Origin of the sequence: Pseudomonas huaxiensis (assembly GCF_003231275.1) — a bacterium.
Classification (GTDB): Bacteria; Pseudomonadota; Gammaproteobacteria; order Pseudomonadales; family Pseudomonadaceae; genus Aquipseudomonas; species Aquipseudomonas huaxiensis.
The window spans coordinates 578,705-599,022 of the sequence record NZ_QKVL01000001.1 but is presented as its reverse complement, the minus strand read 5'-3'; the positions used below and the strand labels follow the sequence as shown (position 1 = coordinate 599,022).

The window sequence follows — 20,318 nt, the reverse complement described above, 5'->3', positions numbered from 1 at the left end:
GCGATGCCAAATCCAGCACTTCCTTACAGGTCTGCTCGGGTCTGTTTTTGCCCAAGATTTGCCCAATCATCAGAGCCAGAAACGACGAAGCCCCTGAAAACTTCAACGTTTTCAGGGGCTTCACGTACAACATGTATGGCGGAGAGATAGGGATTTGAACCCTAGGTACTGTCGCCAGTACAACGGATTTCGAATCCGTCCCGTTCGGCCACTCCGGCATCTCTCCAATGGCGCGCATCATACCAGCACTTTTGCCAAAGGCGAAGCCCTTGGATGAAAAAAATCGCGTGCTTTCAGATGCTTGCGCGAACGTGCCGAATTACAGCGGCACGCCCAGGCGTTTTGCGACTTCTTCGTAAGCTTCGATCACATCACCGAGGCCCTGACGGAAGCGGTCTTTGTCCATCTTCTTGCGGGTTTCCTTGTCCCACAGGCGGCAACCATCCGGGCTGAACTCGTCACCCAGGACGATTTCGCCATGGAATACGCCGAACTCCAGCTTGAAGTCCACCAGCAGCAGGCCAGCGTCATCGAACAGCTTGCTCAGCACTTCGTTGACCTTCAACGACAGGGCTTTCATCTTCACCAGTTGTTCGGCGGTACCCCAGCCGAAAGCAACGACGTGGGATTCGTTGATGAACGGGTCACCCTTCGCGTCGTCCTTGAGGAACAGTTCGAAGGTGGAAGGCTCCAGCTTGATGCCTTCCTCGACACCCAGGCGCTTGACCAGGCTGCCAGCAGCGAAGTTGCGCACCACGCACTCGACCGGAATCATGTCCAGCTTCTTGACCAGGCATTCATTGTCGCCCAGCAGCTTGTCGAACTGGGTCGGAATACCGGCTTCTTCCAGTTTCTGCATGATGAAGGCGTTGAACTTGTTGTTCACCATGCCTTTGCGGTCGAGCTGTTCGATACGCTTGCCATCGAAGGCAGAGGTGTCGTTGCGAAACAGCAGGATCAAGCGGTCAGCGTCGTCGGTCTTGTAAACCGACTTGGCTTTGCCGCGGTAGAGTTCTTCACGTTTTTCCATGATGGGCTCCGCTTGCTAAATGAGAAGGGGCTAGACGATTTCGCGCCAGTCGAGCCCACAATCCTGGTTGGCCACTTGCAGCCAGTCCGGGTCGCACCCAAGGGTATCGACGAAACATTGCCGGGCCAGCTGTGGCAGGTTGTTCTTGCTGCTGAGGTGGGCCAGCACCAAGTGCTGCAGTTTTTCCCAACCCAACTCCGCCACCAGGCGCGCGGCCTGATGGTTGTTCAAATGTCCGTAATCGCCGCCAACCCGCAGTTTTAGAAACTGCGGGTAATGCCCCCGCGCCAGAAGGTCACGGCAATGGTTGGCTTCGATCAGCAGGGCATCCAGGCCCCGGTAATGGTCCAGCAAAGTCGTGTCGTACGAGCCCAGGTCGGTCAGCACGCCGAGGCGCCGTCGACCATCCGTGAACACGTACTGCAAAGGCTCCAGCGCATCATGCGTCACACCCACCGCACGAATGCTGAGGGCGCCCACCTCGAACGTATCGTTCGCCGCGAGAAACCCTGTCGCTTCCAGCGGTTTGCGCAACCCGCGCAAAGTGCCACGACTGAGATAGACCGGAACATTGTAGCGCCGTGCCAGCAACCCCACCCCATGCACATGGTCGGCATGTTCGTGAGTCACCAGCACGGCGCTCAATATGTCTGGCGATACACCGAGCCGCGCCAGGCGCCGCTCGGTTTCACGCAGGGAAAATCCGCAATCGACCAGTACGTGCGTGTCGCCACTACTGATCAGCGTGCCATTTCCCTGGCTGCCGCTTCCAAGTACCGCGAAGCGCACTTAACCCAGGTTGTCCTGAATGACGCTCAGTACGCGACGGGCCACATCGGCCGGAGCCACGGTGTTGATGTTCTTCTCGACGGTAACCTGGACGCTGTCGCCCACCTTGCTCAGGCGAACCTGATAGCGCTCGGCACGGGCTTCGATCTCTTCCTTGCTCGGCGCACTGCCGAAGACGCGGCTGAAGAAACCAGGCTCGCTTTTCGGCTCGGCTTTCTCGGCCAGGTTGATGTAGTACAAGCCCAGACTGCGGTTGATGTCTTCAACGCGCCATTCACCGTGTTCCAGGGCACGACCGACACTGGACCAGGCGCGATCGAGATCGGCGCCGAGGTTCAGAACCGGGTTGCCGCTACCGTCTTCGCTCAGGCTGACACGGCTAGGTGCATCGAAATCACGGGCTGCGAGCAAGGACACCGAACCGCCCTTCTCGGCGCTACGGGTCATGCTGGCAAGCATTTCGTCGACCAGTACGGCATCGACGCCGGTGTTGGTCGAACGGGCCGGGAATTCCTGCTCGGCACTGCTGCCGGCGGCACGCTCGACGGTCACCACATAGACTTCACTGGTGTTGCGCTGCACGCCTGGCTCGATACGGACCCGCGCGCGGACCTCGTTGTCGCGGCTGCTGGCGGCACCGCCCAGGCGCTCGGCCATGGAAGCGGAAAGCTCGTCGAAACGCTGCCAGGTGGTGTTGAACTCACCCGTCTGCGGACGTTCTTCGGCGATACGGAAACCGTTGTCCTCGAAGAACTGCCGGGCAACCGGCCAGACTTCGGCCGGAGCGCGCTGGGCCAGGACCCAACGAGCGGCGCCGCTCTTCTGCAGGCTGAAATCGGTAGCGTCAGCGCTGGCCGCCAGCGGCAGCGGACGCGGAACTTCGTATTCACCCTTGACGTTGTCGTCCGCGACGTTGCGCGGGATCGGCAGCAGAGGGTCGAGACGCTTGACGTTGCTCACATCAGGCGGCAACTGCATCGGCGGCTTTTGAGTGGCCTCCAGGTAGTCGCTGCCACGGTCACGGAAATACCCGTCCTCGCCCCAGAGCCAAGCGCAACCGCTGGTGCTGGAAATGATCAGGGCAAGGGCGGAAAGACCAGCCAATCGCTTCATGCGGTGTACGTCCTCAATTAAAACTGCAGGCCGCACTGGCGCATGGCCTGGCGTACCGTATCGTGACAGGAGTCGCTCAGCCAGGTCAGCGGCAGGCGGATGCCTTGGTGCATCAGGCCCATTTCAACCAAAGCCCACTTCACCGGAATCGGGTTGGCTTCGATGAACAGGTGCTTGTGCAGTGGCATCAGTTTTTCGTTGATGGCGCGGGCTTCGTCAGCCTTGCCTTCGAGTGCAGCGTTGCACAGGTCGGCCATTTCACGCGGGGCGACGTTGGCGGTCACCGAGATGTTGCCCTTGCCGCCCAGCAGGATCAGCTCGACAGCGGTCGGATCATCGCCGGACAGCACGAGGAAGTCTTCGCTCACGCCGTCGATGATGGCCTTGGCACGCTTCAGGTCGCCGGTGGCTTCCTTGATGCCGATGATGTTCGGCACGGTGGACAGGCGGATCACGGTCTCGGCCTGCATGTCGCAGGAGGTGCGGCCGGGAACGTTGTAGAGAATCTGCGGGATGTCGACGGCTTCGGCGATGTGCTTGAAGTGCTGGTACAGGCCTTCCTGGGTCGGCTTGTTGTAGTACGGCACCACCAGCAGGCAGGCATCGGCGCCGGCATTCTTGGCGTTCTGGGTCAGGTGCACGGCTTCGCTGGTGGAGTTCGCACCGGTACCGGCGATGACCGGGATGCGACCATTGACGCGCTTGACCACGAATTCGATGACCTGGATGTGTTCTTCGACATCGAGGGTCGCCGACTCGCCGGTGGTGCCGACTGCGACGATGGCATGGGTACCGTTTTCCAGGTGGAAGTCCACGAGTTTGCTGAGGCTGTCCCAGTCCAGACGCCCTTGTGCATCCATGGGTGTGACCAATGCCACCATACTGCCCGCAATCATGAAGCTGCTCCTGCCGGAAAAAGAGAGCGGTAATGGTACTGGCGCCATCGGGCTTGCACAAGCGACGCAGGCGGGCAGAGCATTCCCCTCGGCGGCCATTTTCGCTACCCTTCGTCCTTTGATCGGTACATAGCGGCCTGCCGGGCTGCCGACAACGTGCCCCGACAGTGTCCGCCGCCTCGATCCAGAGGCCCGGGAGCACGCTGAACAGCCTGTTCACCCCGTCAAGTACCGACCGCTCATCGCTTTAGGAATGCTATGTCCACCCCCACCGTCCGCGAACAATTCCTTGTCGTCAGTGCTTTGGGCCCAAGCCCGATGGAACTGACCAACATCCTTTGCCGGGCCAGCAACGACAGTCGCTGCTCGGTGGTGACCTCCCGTCTGAGCCGCCACGGCGAATGCAGCGCGCTGATTCTGCAGATCACCGGCAACTGGGATGCCCTGGCGCGCTTCGAAGGCGCGCTGCCGAGCCTGGCGAAAAAGCACGGCTTCATCGTCAACGTGGTGCGCAGCGCCGATCTGGAAGTGCGTCCGCTGTCGCTGCCGTACGTCGCCTATGTGAGCGCCGCCTACCGCCCCGACATCGTCAATGAGCTGTGCCAGTTCTTCATCGACCACAATGTCGAGCTGGAAAGCCTGACCTGCGATACCTATCAGGCACCGCAGACCGGCGGCACCATGCTCAATGCGACTTTCACGGTCACCCTGCCGGCCGGCACCCAGATCAGCTGGCTGCGTGACCAGTTCCTGGACTTCGCCGATGCACTCAACCTCGATGCGCTGATCGAACCTTGGCGCCCACAGAACCCGATGTAAGGAAGATTGCCCATGGCCGTTGAACTCGACCAACCCGTCGCCGATTTCCAGGCACTGGCCACCAGCAGCCAGCAGGTCAGCCTTGCCGCGCTGAAGGGCCGTCAGGTGGTGCTGTATTTCTATCCGAAGGACAGCACGCCGGGTTGCACCACCGAAGGCCAGGACTTCCGCGACCAGTACGCTGCCTTCCAGGCCGCCAACACCGAGGTTTTCGGCGTTTCCCGTGATGGCATCAAGTCCCACGAGAACTTCAAGGCCAAGCAGGCATTTCCCTTCGAGCTGATCAGCGACAAGGACGAGGCCATCTGCCAACTGTTCGACGTGATCAAGCTGAAGAAGCTCTACGGCAAGGAATATCTGGGCGTAGACCGCAGCACCTTCCTGATCGACAGGAACGGCGTGCTGCGCAAGGCATGGCGCGGCGTGAAAGTGCCGGGCCACGTGGCTGCGGTACTGGCCGCAGCGGAAGAATTGAACAAGGCGTGAGTATCAAACGGGGCATGTCGAACATGCCCCGTTTTGTTTCAGAGCAACGGTGCCACCGCAGGCTCACGACGTGGCCAGGCATCCAGCACGGCCTTGAACAGTGTCGCCAGCGGAATGGCGAAGAAGATCCCCCAGAATCCCCATAGCCCGCCGAACAGTAGCACCGCGCAGATGATCACCACCGGGTGCAGGCTCACCGCTTCGGAAAACAGCAAGGGCACCAGCACGTTGCCATCCAGGGCCTGGATGATTGCGTAGACGGCCATGAGGTAGATGAATTGATCGCCCCACCCCCACTGGAACAGCGCGATCAGGGTGACCGGCACAGTCACCACCACCGCACCGACGTAAGGCACCACCACCGACAGCCCCACCAGCAGCGCCAGCAACGCCGCATAGTTGAGCCCGAGGGCAACGAAGGCGATGTAGGTCGCCACGCCGCAAATCAGAATCTCGATACCCTTGCCGCGAATGTAATTGGCGATCTGCCGGTTCATCTCCTCGGCCACCCGCGTCATCAGCGCACGTTCCTGCGGCAGATAGCCGCTGACCCAGCGCGCAATGGTCTCGCGGTCCTTGAGGAAGAAGAACACCAGGATCGGCACCAGTACCAGGTAGATCATCACATTGACCAGCAGCGGCAGGCTCGACAGCGAGAAGGTCAACGCCCACTGGCCGAACTTGCCGATTTCCCCGCGCATGGCTTCGATGGCCTGCAGCACCTGGTCATCGGATACCAGGTGCGGATAGCGCTCAGGCAGCAGCAGAAGCAGCGACTGCCATTTGCCGAGCATCCCCGGCAACTCGTTGAACAGCGTGATCAACTGATGCCAGAGCAACGGCACCAACACCAGCAGGAACACGCCCAGCGCTCCCATGAACAGGGTGAAGACCAAACCCACCGCGACCTTGCTGGGCACGCGCAGACGCTCCAGGGCGTTCACCAGCCCCTGCATGAGAAACGCCAGGACCATGCCCGCCAGCACCGGGGCCAGCATGCCGCCCAGGGTCAATACGGCGGTGAATCCGAGAAACAACAGGACCGCCAGCACCACGGCTTCCTCGTCCGAGAAATAGCGGTGCAGCCAACTGCGTAGCACTTTGAACATCGACGATCCTTGGGTACGAAAGAAACTCAGGCCTTCTTCAGCCAATAGGTGTAAACCCCGCCCTCGGCGGTATCGAGCAGCAGCGTATGACCGGCCAGCCTGGCAAAAGTGCGGAAGTCGCGCTGCGAGCCAGCATCGGTGGCAATCACCTTGAGCACCGCACCGCTTGCAAGGCGATTCAGTTCCAGTTTGGCCTTGAGCAACGGCAGCGGACAGTTCAGGCCACTGGCGTCCAGTTCGGCATCGTGGTGCAAGGTGTCAGTCATCAAAACTCTCCAGAAAAACCAGCCGGCCAGACAGCGCTGGCATGCGGCGCAGGCAAGCCTCGCAGAATACCGCCACTGGTCGCAACCGTGCGAGGCGGCTACAGTAAGGCTCTTTGTCGACCAGAGCTTCGTGCATGAATTTTCTGCGCCCTACCTTGCTGACACTGGCCTGCCTGCTGGCGCTTCCAAGCCACGCCGACGACCTGCCGTCACTTGGCGACGCCAGCTCTGCCATTGTCTCTCCGCAGCAGGAACACCAACTGGGCCGGGCCTGGCTGAGCTTGTTGCGCGGCAATGTCAGCCAGTTGTCGGATCCACAGCTCAAGGATTACGTCGAGTCCGGCGTCTACCGTCTTGCCGAAACCAGCCAACTGCAGGACCGCCGCCTGGAGTTCATCCTGATCGACAGCCCCGAGCTGAACGCCTTCGCCGCTCCGGGCGGGATCGTCGGTGTCAACGGTGGTCTGTTCCTCAATGCCCAGACCGAGGGCGAATATGTCTCGGTACTGGCCCACGAACTCGCGCACTTGTCGCAACGCCACTTCGCCCGCGGCGTCGAAGCCCAACAGCGCATGCAACTGCCGATGATGGCCGCCCTGCTGGCGGGCATCGTGATTGCCGCTTCCGGCGCCGGTGACGCCGGTATCGCCGCCATCGCCGGCACCCAGGCGGCGGCCATCCAGGAGCAGCGACGGTTCTCCCGGCAGAACGAACAGGAAGCCGACCGTATCGGCATCCTCAACCTCGAAAAAGCCGGCTACGACCCGCGCAACATGCCGTCCATGTTCGAGCGACTGATGCGTCAGTACCGCTTCGACGCCAAGCCGCCAGAATTCCTGCTGACCCACCCGGTGACCGAGTCGCGTATCGCCGACACCCGCAACCGCGCCGAACAGGCCCCTGCCGGCGGCACTGAAGACAGCCTGCGCTATCAGTTGATGCGTGCCCGGGTACAACTGTTCTATGAAGGGACGCCGGGCCTCGCGGCCAAGCGCTTCCGTGCCCTGCTGGATGAAACCCCTACCCTCGATGCTGCGCGCTACGGCCTGGCGCTGGCGCAGATCAAGGGCGGCCAACTCAATGAAGCGCGGGAAAATCTCAAGCCGCTGCTGGCCAAATCACCCAACGACATCACCTACAACCTGACCCAGATCGACCTGGACATCACCAACAACCGTCTGGCTGATGCTCAGCAACGGGTCGACAAGATGCGCCAGCTCTACCCGGGCAACTATCCGCTGCAACAGGTTCGGGCCGACCTCCTGCTCAAGCAGAACAAACCCGCCGAAGCAGAAAAAGCGCTGGAAGCCCTGATCAAGAGCCGCGGCGACGACCCGGATATCTGGTATGACCTGGCCGAAGCCCGCGGGCTTTCAGGCAACACCATCGGGCTGCACCAGGCACGCGCCGAGTTCTTCGCCCTCACCGGGGATTTCGACCAGGCGCTGCAACAGCTGGATTACGCCAAGCGCAGGGCGGGCACCAACTTCCAGCTCGCGTCGCGGATCGACGCCCGTCAGCGGGACTTGCTGGAGCAGCAACGAATGGTCAAGGACATGATGCGCTGAGGCCTGTCGCCTGAATCCACGGGATTTGAGCCCGCCTCGACAACGGGGTTGGCGCAAATCCTGTGAAGGGCTGCCGAGCAGCCCTGAAAGACTCAAGCGTTGCCGGACAACTTCAGCCGCGCGGCCTGGGTAAAGTCCAGCATCCGCTGCAACGGTTTGATCGCCTGTGGAATCAATGCCGGTTCCACGAAAATCTCGTTCGTCCCTTCACGCAGGCACTGCAAGGTACGCTCAAGCGTGTTCATCGCCATCCAAGGGCAGTGCGCGCAACTGCGGCAGGTCGCGCCGTTGCCGGCGGTCGGCGCTTCGATAAACTCTTTGTCGGGGCACAACTGCTGCATCTTGTAGAAGATGCCGCGGTCGGTGGCGACCACGAACCGCTTGTTCGGCATGCGTTGCGCGGCGGCGATCAACTGGCTGGTGGAACCCACGGCGTCAGCCAGCTCGATGACGGCTGCCGGCGATTCCGGGTGCACCAGAATCGCGGCGTCCGGGTACAGGGCCTTGATATCGGCCAGTTGTCGCGACTTGAATTCTTCGTGAACGATGCACGCACCGTCCCACATCAGCATGTCGGCGCCGGTCTGCTTCTGGATGTAGTTGCCCAGGTGCTGGTCCGGTGCCCAGATGAAGGTCTCGCCGTTGTCCATCAGGCTTTCGACGATTTCCAGCGCGCAACTGGAGGTCACCACCCAGTCGGCACGGGCCTTCACTGCGGCCGAGGTGTTGGCATACACCACCACGGTGCGCTCGGGATGCTTGTCGCAGAAGGCCGAAAACTCGTCCACCGGGCAACCCAGATCGAGGGAGCAGGTGGCGTCGAGGGTCGGCATCAGGATGCGTTTTTCGGGGGTGAGGATCTTCGCGGTCTCGCCCATGAAGCGCACGCCGGCCACCAGCACGGTCTTGGCCGAGTGGTTCTTGCCGAAGCGGGCCATCTCCAGGGAGTCAGCCACGCAACCGCCGGTTTCCTCGGCCAGCGCCTGGATCACCGGATCGCAATAGTAGTGAGCGACGAGCACCGCATCCTGCGCCTTGAGTTCGGCGGCGATGGCGGCACGGTATTCGGCCTCTTGTTCAGGCGTGAGCGGCTTGGGCTGCTTGGCGTCCAGATGGGCCTGGACCAGAAGGCGTTCGGAAATCTGCGTCATGTTCGCAAGACCTGCTGGCGCTGATGCGCGTAAGTCGAGTGTATCATCGGGCACGGACAAATCGGGTAACAGCTTGGCCTTTGCATTCTCGGCAAAAGTCCGCTGCAACCTCGGTTTTATGAGTCGCCGAAGGCTACAGATAATCGGATGAATTCTAAAGAGATTTTTGCCCGGCAAAGCCGGCGGGCGACGCTCGACACGTCGCCCGCGGAGCAAGGAGATTACTGAGCAGCGCCGGTCAGCAGTGCGGCACGTCCCCGGACGAAGGTATCGAACTGCTCAACGGTCATTTTCTGCCCATTGAAGTCCACCAGGCCGTCGGCGTAGCCCAGGTGCATCTGGATGTTGTCACCCTGCACCGTCGCCATCTGGGTTTGCAAGGCCATCATGCCGACCATCTCGCCCGCTGCCGACGCCTGTCGGATCGAGTCGGCATCCAGGCCATCCAGCGTGGCACGCAGGGCCGCGATATCACCGATCATGGGCTTGGAAATCTTCAGATTGGCCTGGACCGACTTGATCGACTGGGCGAGCGCCTGCTCAGGCGGCAGGTCCGCCAACGCCACACCAGCGAGGTCGACAGCGAGGTCAACGCGGCTTTCGCCACTGGCCGTCTTGAACGACAGTTCCTCCAACGCCACCCGTGGCTGGCCAGCCAGCACGCCCTGCAATATATCCTTCAACAGCGGATCGTTCAGAAGCTGGGCACCATCGGACTGTTCCAGGGCAATGGCTTCCAGCTCCGGCATATGTTGCTCATACCAGCTCACCAGTTTGCCGATTGCCTCGGGATTCAGGCGCTGCACGCTCCAGCCCATGCGTGCGCTGCCCAGCGGCTTGCCGGCATAGCTGATATCGGAAACCTGATACGCACCCTTGAGCGCCAGACCGTCGTTCTCGATGCGATAGGTGTCGCGCAGATCCAGGCCGAACTTCAGCGGCGGTTGGCCATCGTAGACAACCGACACTTCTCCCAGATCGGCCGCATAAGAGCCGACATAGAAGCCGTAACGGCTCTTGCTCATGTCAGCGGCGAAGGTAAGGTCCTTCAGGCCGAAGTCCAGTGTAGAACCGTCGCCTTGCGTCAGGGTCAGGTGCTCCATGGCAGCACCGAAGCGCAGCTCATCGCCATGGGCGTCGGTGTCGATCTGCAGTGTCAAACCGGAAAACGAGAACATCACGCCCTCCTCGCCCTTCACTTCCAGCGGAGCCAGCTTGAGGTTGGTGCGCACGGCGCCGCCATAACTCAGGCTCATGCTGCCGCCCAACGGCAGTTGATCACCGGCGGCGGCGAACCACTTCTCGGTCTTGTCGGTTTTTTCAAGCGCGTAAGTGCTCGCAGCCATCACGGGTGCCAGTTGCAACTGCTTGAGCCGCGACCACGGGAAAGGCCCATGCTCGATGTGATCGACGAAATCCAGCTCCACCGACTCACCGTCCGGGTCGCTGAGGGTCACACGGTAGCGGGCGAGGCTGGTGAATTTATGCGACTCCAGGGAAAGCAGTTCCACCTTGCCCTGCATTTGCGTGCCCATGGCCACGCCCAGTTGGCGATTGACGTCGGCCAGCGCAGCGTTCAACTGCGCGGGCAGTTGCTGACCGGTGTTCCACGCGATCGACGTCCAGGTCCCCGCGACCAATACAGCCAGCCCGCCGATAACTACCAGTGTTTTCTTCATGAAGTGATCCAGTTGCTGTCCTTGAATTGAGGATCCGGGCGTTGTCAGCCCGGAGGGGCAGCGAGGTTATCACTGCCGGGACATCTCTACCTACCTGCCTGATTGAACCGCTCACTGCGGGATTAATCGCCAAGGACCGTAATCCAACTCTGGCGTTTATTCAGGCTATCCACCAAGCCGACATCAGACACTCACATAACTGTCATCGGACGCTGACATGTTCAGGCCATGCCCTGCCTGTCCGGGCAGGAGGAACAGCATCGGCCTGATAACGGAGCTTCGTATGAAACTTGCTGTGTTTGGTACCGGTTATGTTGGCTTGACCCTGGCCGCCTGCCTGGCCGAGGTCGGACACTGGGTTTGCTGCGTGGATGTCGATGCCGAGCGCGTGGACGCGCTATCCCGCGGCCATTGCCCAATTTTCGAGCCCGGCCTGCCGGCGCTGCTGCACAAAGGTCTGGCCAGTTCCCGTCTGCTGTTCAGCACCGACGCGGTGCCCGCCATTGAAGCCGCCAGCGTGATCTTCATCGCCGTGGGTACTCCGCCGCAGGCCGACGGCAGCGCCGACCTGCGCCAGGTCTTCGCGGTCGCGGACGCCATCGGCCGGCACGCCCACGGCGCGAAAATCATCGTCAACAAATCCACCTCGCCAGTCGGCACCGTCGATGCCATCAAGGCCCGCCTGATCAGCCTTCGCCCGGACAGCGCCGCGCAACTGGACGTGGTCAGCAACCCGGAGTTTCTCAAGGAAGGCTCGGCGGTCATCGATTGCATGCGCCCCGACCGGGTCATCATCGGTGGCGCCAGCACCGCGACGCTGACCCTGCTGAAAGAACTGTTCAGTCCCTTCAGCCGCAATCACGACACCTTCATCAGCATGGACGCCCGCAGCGCCGAGCTGAGCAAGTACGCGGCCAACTGCATGCTGGCGACAAAGATCTCGTTCATGAACGAAATGGCCAACCTCGCCGAACACCTGGGCGCGGACATCGAAGCCGTGCGCCGCGGTATCGGCTCGGACCCGCGCATCGGCTACGACTTCATCTATGCCGGCTGCGGCTTCGGCGGCTCGTGCTTCCCCAAGGACCTGACGGCCCTGCAGCGGATTGCCGAGCGACACGACTACCAGCCCCGCCTGTTGCAAGCGGTGGATGCCATCAATCAGCGACAGAAACATCGCCTGTTCGAAAAGATTCTCCAGCATTACAACGGAGACCTGTCCGACAAGACATTCGCCGTGTGGGGCCTGGCGTTCAAGCCCAATACCGACGACATGCGCGAAGCCCCCAGCCAGGCACTCCTGCAAGCGCTATGGCAGGCTGGTGCGAAAGTACGCGCCTTCGACCCACAAGCCCGGCACGAAGCACGTCGACGCTACGGTGAGCGCAATGATCTGGAGTTGCTGGATAGCAAAGAGGACGCGCTGACAGGCGCCAATGCGCTGGTGATCGTCACCGAGTGGGAGGATTTCAAAGTGCTGGACAGCGAACTGGTCAGGCAGCGCTTGCTCGATCAGGTGATCTTCGACGGGCGCAACCTGTTCGATCCGGCGCATATGGCCGATAAGGGCCTCGCCTACTACAGCATCGGACGCGAGGAAGTGCGGCCTGGCAATCCTCGCGCCCGAGACAAGGAAGTGTCTTACTCGTTGACGTCCATGAACTCACGCGCCCAGACGATGTAGTCATTTGGCTGGGTGTAGGTGTGAGTCAGCTCCGTCGCGCTCAGGTCAGAGGCGGAGCTGGTGATGCGACGCTGCTCGCGCAGGCAGTCGTAGGTCGCCTTGATCGCGGCGAAGTAGGCGCCATGACCGTCCACGGCAATGCGCACGCCAAGCTCGGCCAGACGCGAGTCATCGTGCAATTGCGGGTTGCCGTAGGTGACCAGCATGAGCGGAACGGTGACGTGACGGGCAATCTCTTCCAAGTGATCAAAATCGCGGATGCCGACCATGCACACGCCGTCGGCACCGGCGTTCTGGTAGGCCACGACGCGAGCAATGACTTCCTCGGTCGGAATCACGCCGGCATTGGTCCGGGCAATGATCGACAACTCCTGATCGACCCGGGCTTCCAGCGCCGCACGAACCTTGCCGACGCCTTCTTCGATGCTGATCAGATCGGTGGACTTTCGACCAAACTGGGCCGGCAACAGGGTGTCTTCGATGGTCAACGCGGAAACGCCAGCGCGCTCCAGCTCGATCACGGTGCGCATCACGTTGAGGGCATTACCGTAGCCATGGTCGGCATCGGCGATGAACGGCAGTTGTGCAACCCGGCCGATGCGAGTGGCCTGTTCGGCGAACTCGCTAAGGGTGATCAAGGCAAAATCCGGTGCAGCCAATACCTGTAGCGACGCCACCGAGCCTCCCAGAATACCCACCTCGAAACCGAGGTCGGCGGCAATGCGCGCTGACATCGGATCGAATACCGAGGCGGTGTGGTAACAACGAGGGGAGGCAAGCAGTTTACGGAACGCACGACGCAAATCTTGATGGGACGCTTTAGGCATGATCTATCCACTATTTCGACTTCATTCTGAGACGAAACATACCACCCCTTGATGTCTCTCTGACAGCAGCGAAGGTCTTTGTCCGACAAATCGACGCAAACGTTTCACCTCCCGGGGTTAAAGGGCCGGCACCGACCGGGAATCCCCGATGGACAGGGAGAGGATGAGGGTATTAAGGGATCGATCTGGCGGCCCTTCGGCGAAAACCACCAAGAACCACGAACCGGGATCACGAGCTTTTTTTGCCGATTTCATCAAAAAATCGCGAAATGTGTATGAACTGTGCATGCATATGCTGAATACACCGGATACGGCAAAGCCTGACGTCAGGCATCAGGGAAAACCGTATGCGCACATGCTTTCTTATCAGTGATTCCCTTATCTATTAAGCGTAGGCTTTGTACGGTTATGGCATAATGAAATCATTCCACAACTCCAGATAACGAGCCGTGATTTGTGTCAGTGACGACCTTAACTGTATGTGATGACTCTACTGTTGCCCGCAAGCAGGTCCTGCGGGCGCTGCCAGCGGACTGGCCGGTGTCGATCACCCAGGCCAGCAATGGCCATCAATGCATGGACGCCATTCGCAAAGGTCTCGGCCAGGTCGTGGTTCTCGACCTGAACATGCCGGAGATGGACGGTTACCAGGTGCTTCACGCCTTGCGCGATGAAGGCTTGAAGGCCGCTGTCATCGTTATCTCCGGGGACGTGCAACAGGAAGCGGTGCGGCGGGTCCGCGAGCTGGGCGCCCTGGCGTTCCTGCAAAAGCCTTTCGACCAGGCAGAACTGCGCCAGACGCTTGGCGAGCTGGGGCTGATGAGCCTGCCGGGGCAAGCGGCGCAAAGCCACCGTCCGGCGACCAACACCAACGTCACCTTCAATGAGGTGTTCCGCGAAACCGTCAACGTCGCCATTGGTCGCGCCGCCGCGCTGATCGCCAAGGTACTCGGGGTTTTCGTGCAATTGCCGGTGCCGAACGTCAACGTCCTCGAAGTCGGCGAACTGCACATGGCCCTGGCTGATGCCGGGCGCTGCAAGCAACTCACCGCGGTCTGCCAGGGCTTTATCGGTGGCGGTATCGCCGGCGAAGCCCTGCTGATGTTCCATGATTCGGAAATCGCCGATATGGCGCGCCTGATGCAGCATCAGAACAGCGAATCATCCGACCTGGAAATGCTCCTGGATCTTTCCAGCGTCCTCATTGGCGCCTGCCTCAGCAGCATCGCCGAGCAGGTCGACGTCGTGTTCTCTCAGTGTCACCCGCAGATCCTCGGCCAGCATGCCGGCATCGAAGAACTGATCCGGGTCAACCAGCAGCGCTGGAAGAAGACCCTTGCCGTGGAGATCAGCTACGGTCTGGAGGGACACGATATCCGCTTCGACCTGTTGCTCCTGTTCACCGAAGACTCCATCGAACGACTGACCCACAAACTCGCGTACCTGATGAACTGACCCATGAACAAACCCATTGATCTGACCGAGTTCCATTGGCTGCTGGCGATCGTGCAAAGCATCGACGTCGGCGTGGTGGTGCTCGACCGCGACTACCGCGTCCAGGTCTGGAACACCTTCATGGAGAACCGCTCGGGCGTTGCCCCCAAGGACGCCCACAGCGAATCGTTCTTCACCCTCTTCCCGGAGGTCAACGTCGGCTGGTTCAGCCACAAGCTGGAAAGCGTCGCGACCCTCGGCACGCCCGCGTTCACGGTGTGGGAGCAGCGCCCTTATCTGGTGCGGTTCAAGAACTACCAGCCAATAACCGGGCAGGAAGACTTCATGTATCAGAACACCACGCTGTTCCCGCTGCGCTCCACCGACAGCAGCATCAGCCACTTCTGCCTGGTGATCTACGACGTGACCGATGTCGCCACCAACCGGCGCATGCTGCAATCGGCCAACGCGCAACTGCAGAAGCTTTCCAGCACCGACCGCCTGACCGGCCTGTACAACCGCGGCCACTGGGAAGACAGCCTGAAAGTCGCTTACGCCCGTCACCAGCGCCATGGCAACCACACCAGCCTGGTGATGTTCGACATCGACCACTTCAAGCGCATCAACGATACCTACGGCCATCAGGCGGGGGACAAGGTGATCGAACAGGTCGCCGCGATGCTGCGCGAGTATGTGCGCGATACCGATGTGGCCGGGCGTTATGGCGGCGAGGAGTTCGGCGTGGTGCTGTCGGACACCGACAAGCATGGTGCGAGCGCCTTCGCCGAACGATTCCGCAAGGCTATCGAGGGGCTGGAAGTGCAGCACGAGGGGCAAAGCATTCGCTTCACCATCAGCCTGGGTGTCGCCGATCTCAGTCAGCCCTCGGAAGGCCATGCCGACCTCATCGCCTGGGCCGACCAGGCGCTGTACGCCTCGAAGAAAAATGGCCGTAACCAGGTTTCGATTCACGAATGACAGCCGTGAGGTCCAGCCTTTCGGGCACCCGGTAGTCGGTCACCGGAGCCCGCCTTGAAAGTCTCCCAGCCTGTGTTGCCTTCACGGCCAGCTCACTGAAGGCAACTTGCCAACATCCCGTGGCTTCAAGATAATAAGATTTATTATCAATTGTAACTTCGGGTTATCCCATGTCCGATCTGGTTCATCACGCAGCGATGCACACCCTCTACGAGGAGCATCACGGCTGGCTCAAGGGCTGGTTACGCAAGCGCATGAACTGCAGCGAGCAGGCCGCGGACCTCGTGCAAGACACGTTTTTACGTGTGCTGACCCAGCGCAGGGCCGAAGTTGTTCGCGAACCACGGGCTTATCTCAGCCGCGTGGCGCGCGGCCTGATGATTGACATGTTCCGCCGCCGCTCGCTGGAACAGGCCTACCTGGAAACACTGGCAGCGATTCCCGAAGCACTGGATATCTCCCCGGAAGAGCGCCTGCTGATCATCGAGTCTCTGCTGGAAGTCGACCAGATGCTCGATGCCCTCGGCAAGCGTACCCGCGACGTATTCCTGATGGCCCATCTCGACGGGCTCAGCTACGTAGAAATCAGCAAGCGCCTGCAAATCTCGGTCAACACCGTGAGAAAACACGCCGTGCGCGCGCTGACCCAGTGCCTCCTGCTGATGGAGGACTGAGCCTTGGCATCCCCAGGACTCGATGTCGCCACCCTCGAAGCCGCCGCCCAATGGTATGTCGACCTGCGCACCGGAACGCCGGATGAGTCGCTGCACCGCGAGCATCAACGATGGCTGCAGAGCGACCCGCGCCATCTGCTGGCCTGGGAACGGCTCGGGCGCCTGCAAGGAAAACTCGAACGGCTTGCCCCAGCGATTGGCAGCCCGATCCTCAAAGCCGCGCATGCCAAGCGCCGCGACGTATTGAAAGTGCTGTCGGTGCTGCTGGCCACGGGCGCCGCCGGCACCCTGGGCTGGAGGGTCACGCCGCTGCCCCAGTGGGCAGCGGACCAGCGCACCGGGATCGGAGAGCGACGCAGCATTCACCTGGAGGACGGCAGTCAACTGCACCTCAATACCGCCACGGCGGTGAACATCCGCTACAGCCAGCAGTTGCGCGAACTCTTGCTGCTCAGCGGCGAGATCCTCGTCGAGACCGCCAAGGACAAGGCCGCCCGACCCTTGATCGTGCATACCGCCGAAGGCAGCCTGCAGGCGCTCGGCACGCGCTTTATCGTGCAACAGGAACAGGATCGGACCCAGCTTACCGTGCTGGAGCATGCCGTCCTGGTACGCCCTGGCAACCAACCCGATACCACGCTGATCGTGCAAGCCGGTGAGCAGGTCAGCTTCAGCGCTGACGCACTGGAACCCGTTAAGCCAGCCACCACCCAAGCCGACGCCTGGCTACACGACACGCTGGTGGTGAACGACTGGCGACTGGATGACTTTCTCCAGCAACTGCAACGTTATCGCCCTGGCTATCTGAGCTGCGACCCGGCGGTGGCAGGGTTGCGGGTGTCCGGCTCCTTTCATCTGCGCAATACCGACAACGTCCTGGAAAACCTGCGTCTGACCCTGCCCTTGCGGCTACGGCGCTTTACCCGCTACTGGGTGCGCCTCGAAGCAGCCTGAGTGTCGGCAGTAAAAAATTTCAAAAAGGGGTTGGTGATTCTGACTCTCGTTCGGCTTGCCAAGTAGAGGCGCACAGACGCCGCCATTGCCAACGAGCGTAAGGAAACACCATGCCGCATCACGCACACCTCACCGAACCCGGTTTGATCAACGCCCCCTTCCAAAACCGCCCGCTACAGCGTGCAGTGCACCTGGCCCTGCTGAGCCTGGTGCTGGGCGCAAGCGTGAGCAGCACGCTGGTCGCCCCGGCGGCGGCGGCACAACACACGATCGAGCGCGAACTGGATTTCAACGTGCCCGCCGGCCCCCTCGATCAGGCAGTGGCGCAATTCAGCTCGATCGCCGGCATCAGCGTTTCGTTTGATGCGGAACTGGCGCGAGGCAAACAGTCTCCGGGCGTTCAGGGCCACTATTCGCGGGAAGAAGCGCTGCATCGTTTGCTACTGAGCAGCGGCGTCGATGCGGTGGCGCTGGGCAGTGGCGGATATTCGCTGGTGCAGGCACACGGCAGTACCGGAGCGCTTGAACTGGGCGCAACCAACGTACTTGGCGCAGTACTGGGGTCGACCAGTGAAAACACCGGTTCCTACACCACAGGCACGATGCAGAGCGCGACCAAGCTGTCATTGTCGATTCGCGAAACACCGCAGTCGGTCACGGTCATTACCCGCCAGCGCATGGACGACCAGAACATGAGGTCGCTGGAAGACGTGCTCAAAAGCACGCCCGGCATCGCCATCACCAAAGACGGCCCACAACGCTCGACGTTCTACTCCCGCGGCTTCGCCATCGAAAACCTGATGACCGACGGCTTGCCCAACGATCTGTCCCACTACCTCAGCCGCGACATGAACTCTTCGCCGGACATGGCGATCTTCGATCGAGTGGAAGTCGTGCGCGGCGCCACCGGCATGATGCAAGGCTCCGGCAACCCGGCGGCGGCCATCAACATGGTGCGAAAGCGCCCGACTGCCACGCCTCGCATCAGCATCACCGGCAGCGCCGGTAGCTGGGACAACTATCGTAGCGAGTTCGACGCGTCCAACGCTCTGAACGACAGCGGCACCCTGCGCGGCCGAGTGGTCACCGCGTATCAGACCAAGGGCAGCTTCCAGGACTTCACCAGCGCCGAACGCTCGGTGTTCTACGCTATCGCCGAAGCAGACCTGAACGACGATGCGACCTTGACCTTTGGCGCCTCCAACCAGAATGCCAATCACAACAGTGCCTGGGGCGGCTTGCCCGTCGCCGCCGACGGCAGTGACCTGCACCTGAAGCGCTCCACATACCTGGGCAGCAAATGGGAATACTGGGATCAGGACAACACCACGGCGTTCACTCGCCTGGAGTACCGTTTCGCCAACAATTGGAAAATGCTTCTGGCCGCCAGCAAGAGCTGGTCAACACTGGACATGCTCGGTTCCCTTCCCGAGCGCATGGGCGATAACTACGATCAGTTCGGTCAGTACATCGGCAGATACAACTATAAAGACCGGCAGGGGAGCTATGACGGCTACGTCACAGGCCCTTTTTCGTTCTTCGGTCGCACCCATGAACTGGTGGTCGGCGCCAGCAAGAGGGACCTGACGTTCAACGGCAAGGGGCTGCCCATCGACGTGGAGACCAATACTGATCTCTACAACCCCGTCGGCATTCCCAAACCTGACGTGAGTGCCAACCCTTGGACCCAGCATCGCACCAGTCAGCAGGAAGGTGCTTACGTCACCACACGGCTGAACATCACGGATGACCTGAAAATCATTCTCGGCGGGCGCCTGGATTGGTATGAGTACGATGTGGATACCCGATGGAATGGAAAATCATCAGCCAGCAGCCTGCCAAACAAAGTGACACGCAACCTCACGCGCTATGCCGGGGCGGTTTATGACCTTGACCAGCATCACTCGGTCTATGTCAGCTACACCGATATTTTCCGCCCACAGACCGAACTGGATACCCAGAACAACGCGCTGATGCCGATAACGGGCAAAAACTACGAGCTCGGTATCAAGGGCGAGTACTTTGATGGAAACCTGAATGCCAGCGCAGCGATCTTCCGCATCGATCAGGAGAACCGCGCAAAATTGCTCAACCCCAATCAGTGCATGCCGATCGGCGGCACCTGCTATGACGCGGCGGGTGAAGTGCGAAGCGAAGGGATCGAACTGGAAGTCAACGGCACCTTGGCGCCAGGCTGGGAACTGGGGGCGGGTTACACCTACTCCGCCGCCAAATATACAAAGGACGCCAACGAAGACAATGTGGGGCGCTTGTTCGCCACCAACATCCCCCGCCACATATTCAAGGCGTTCACCACCTACCAGCTACCTGGCGACCTGAGTCGCTGGAGTGTCGGTGGCGGCCTCTATCGGCAGAACACCGTCTACAACAAAGGCACCAATGATTACCTGACCACGTTCGACTACCGTATCGAGCAAAAGGCCTACACCGTGGTAGACCTGATGACCAGCTATCAGGCTTCGGAGAACGTTCACGTACGACTGAACCTGAACAACGTTTTCGACAAGACCTACTATCAGGACATCAGCTCCAACACTGACTTCGGTAACAGCCTCTACGGCGAACCACGCAACGCCATGCTCACGATCAACTGGAATCTCTGAGACTGACTGACCGGCACAGCAAACAGCGGGACAGTACCAATATCTATCCCGTGTTTGCTGTGCCAGTCCCTCGCATCCACGGGACGCACTACCAGCGCGCACGACAGAAACGAAAAAGCCCGCGCTCCTTATCGGAACGCGGGCTTTTTCAGGTGTTTCACCGTCGGTTGTGTCAACCATCATTCAGCAACTATCTGCCAATTTCCGGTTTAACACTGCCAACTTTATATGGTGGGT

At 60.7% G+C, this 20,318-nt stretch carries 18 protein-coding genes and 1 tRNA gene; 9 read left to right on the top strand and 10 right to left on the bottom strand.

Annotated elements, in window-relative coordinates; all coding sequences use genetic code 11:
* Positions 1-136: 136 nt before the first annotated feature.
* The 5 genes from DM374_RS02935 to dapA form a co-directional block, all read right to left on the bottom strand.
* A tRNA-Ser gene (locus tag DM374_RS02935) sits at positions 137-226 on the bottom strand.
* A gap of 93 nt (positions 227-319) precedes the next feature.
* Positions 320-1,030, bottom strand: a complete 711-nt coding sequence (gene purC, locus DM374_RS02930) for a phosphoribosylaminoimidazolesuccinocarboxamide synthase (protein WP_095153981.1) — start codon at positions 1,028-1,030, stop codon at positions 320-322.
* 30 nt (positions 1,031-1,060) lie between these two features.
* Entirely contained in the window at positions 1,061-1,819 is a 759-nt protein-coding gene (locus tag DM374_RS02925) for an MBL fold metallo-hydrolase (RefSeq protein ID WP_110968485.1), read from the bottom strand.
* Positions 1,820-2,932: an outer membrane protein assembly factor BamC gene (gene bamC, locus DM374_RS02920; RefSeq protein WP_095153983.1), complete on the bottom strand. Its 1,113-nt coding sequence runs from the start codon at positions 2,930-2,932 to the stop codon at positions 1,820-1,822. It lies immediately after the preceding gene.
* A gap of 17 nt (positions 2,933-2,949) precedes the next feature.
* A complete protein-coding gene (gene dapA / locus DM374_RS02915) occupies positions 2,950-3,828 on the bottom strand; it encodes a 4-hydroxy-tetrahydrodipicolinate synthase (protein WP_110968484.1) in 879 nt (292 codons plus the stop codon).
* Positions 3,829-4,086: 258 nt separating this feature from the next.
* Between dapA and DM374_RS02910 the strand changes: the two genes are divergently transcribed.
* Together DM374_RS02910 and DM374_RS02905 are read left to right on the top strand one after the other, a co-directional pair.
* Complete coding sequence (locus DM374_RS02910; RefSeq protein ID WP_095153985.1) at positions 4,087-4,647, top strand: glycine cleavage system protein R; 561 nt, start codon at positions 4,087-4,089, stop codon at positions 4,645-4,647.
* Positions 4,648-4,659: 12 nt separating this feature from the next.
* Positions 4,660-5,133 (top strand): peroxiredoxin, encoded by a 474-nt coding sequence (locus DM374_RS02905; protein ID WP_110968483.1) that lies wholly within the window; start codon positions 4,660-4,662, stop codon positions 5,131-5,133.
* 38 nt (positions 5,134-5,171) lie between these two features.
* On the opposite strand, the gene DM374_RS02900 is transcribed toward DM374_RS02905, so the two are convergent.
* A complete protein-coding gene (locus DM374_RS02900; protein WP_095153987.1) occupies positions 5,172-6,242 on the bottom strand; it encodes an AI-2E family transporter in 1,071 nt (356 codons plus the stop codon).
* Between the two features lie 26 nt (positions 6,243-6,268).
* On the bottom strand, positions 6,269-6,508 hold the full coding sequence (locus tag DM374_RS02895) for a sulfurtransferase TusA family protein (protein ID WP_110968482.1): 240 nt from the start codon (positions 6,506-6,508) through the stop codon (positions 6,269-6,271).
* 134 nt (positions 6,509-6,642) lie between these two features.
* On the opposite strand from DM374_RS02895, the gene DM374_RS02890 reads away from it, so the two are divergent.
* Positions 6,643-8,076, top strand: a complete 1,434-nt coding sequence (locus tag DM374_RS02890) for a M48 family metalloprotease (RefSeq protein ID WP_110968481.1) — start codon at positions 6,643-6,645, stop codon at positions 8,074-8,076.
* A gap of 92 nt (positions 8,077-8,168) precedes the next feature.
* Here DM374_RS02890 and nadA read toward each other — a convergent pair whose 3' ends face one another.
* Together nadA and DM374_RS02880 are read right to left on the bottom strand one after the other, a co-directional pair.
* Positions 8,169-9,227 carry a quinolinate synthase NadA gene (gene nadA, locus DM374_RS02885; protein WP_110968480.1) on the bottom strand — a complete coding sequence of 353 codons (1,059 nt, stop codon included), beginning with the start codon at positions 9,225-9,227 and terminating at the stop codon, positions 8,169-8,171.
* A gap of 221 nt (positions 9,228-9,448) precedes the next feature.
* Complete coding sequence (locus DM374_RS02880) at positions 9,449-10,906, bottom strand: YdgA family protein (protein ID WP_110968479.1); 1,458 nt, start codon at positions 10,904-10,906, stop codon at positions 9,449-9,451.
* 283 nt (positions 10,907-11,189) lie between these two features.
* On the opposite strand from DM374_RS02880, the gene DM374_RS02875 reads away from it, so the two are divergent.
* On the top strand, positions 11,190-12,590 hold the full coding sequence (locus tag DM374_RS02875) for a UDP-glucose dehydrogenase family protein (protein WP_110968478.1): 1,401 nt from the start codon (positions 11,190-11,192) through the stop codon (positions 12,588-12,590).
* Here the strand turns inward: DM374_RS02875 and DM374_RS02870 are convergent.
* A complete protein-coding gene (locus tag DM374_RS02870) occupies positions 12,548-13,417 on the bottom strand; it encodes an isocitrate lyase/PEP mutase family protein (RefSeq protein ID WP_110968477.1) in 870 nt (289 codons plus the stop codon). The two genes, DM374_RS02875 and DM374_RS02870, sit on opposite strands and share 43 nt — an antisense overlap.
* Positions 13,418-13,873: 456 nt before the next feature.
* Here DM374_RS02870 and DM374_RS02865 point away from each other — a divergent pair, with 456 nt between their 5' ends.
* From DM374_RS02865 to DM374_RS02845, 5 genes are all read left to right on the top strand, one after another.
* Positions 13,874-14,872, top strand: coding sequence for a response regulator (locus DM374_RS02865; protein WP_095153995.1), 999 nt, complete (start codon positions 13,874-13,876; stop codon positions 14,870-14,872).
* Between the two features lie 3 nt (positions 14,873-14,875).
* On the top strand, positions 14,876-15,829 hold the full coding sequence (locus tag DM374_RS02860) for a sensor domain-containing diguanylate cyclase (protein WP_095153996.1): 954 nt from the start codon (positions 14,876-14,878) through the stop codon (positions 15,827-15,829).
* Positions 15,830-15,999: 170 nt separating this feature from the next.
* Positions 16,000-16,503: a sigma-70 family RNA polymerase sigma factor gene (locus DM374_RS02855; RefSeq protein ID WP_110968476.1), complete on the top strand. Its 504-nt coding sequence runs from the start codon at positions 16,000-16,002 to the stop codon at positions 16,501-16,503.
* 3 nt (positions 16,504-16,506) lie between these two features.
* Positions 16,507-17,457: a FecR domain-containing protein gene (locus DM374_RS02850; RefSeq protein ID WP_110968475.1), complete on the top strand. Its 951-nt coding sequence runs from the start codon at positions 16,507-16,509 to the stop codon at positions 17,455-17,457.
* 110 nt (positions 17,458-17,567) lie between these two features.
* Positions 17,568-20,081, top strand: a complete 2,514-nt coding sequence (locus DM374_RS02845; RefSeq protein WP_110968474.1) for a TonB-dependent siderophore receptor — start codon at positions 17,568-17,570, stop codon at positions 20,079-20,081.
* Positions 20,082-20,318 lie beyond the last annotated feature (237 nt).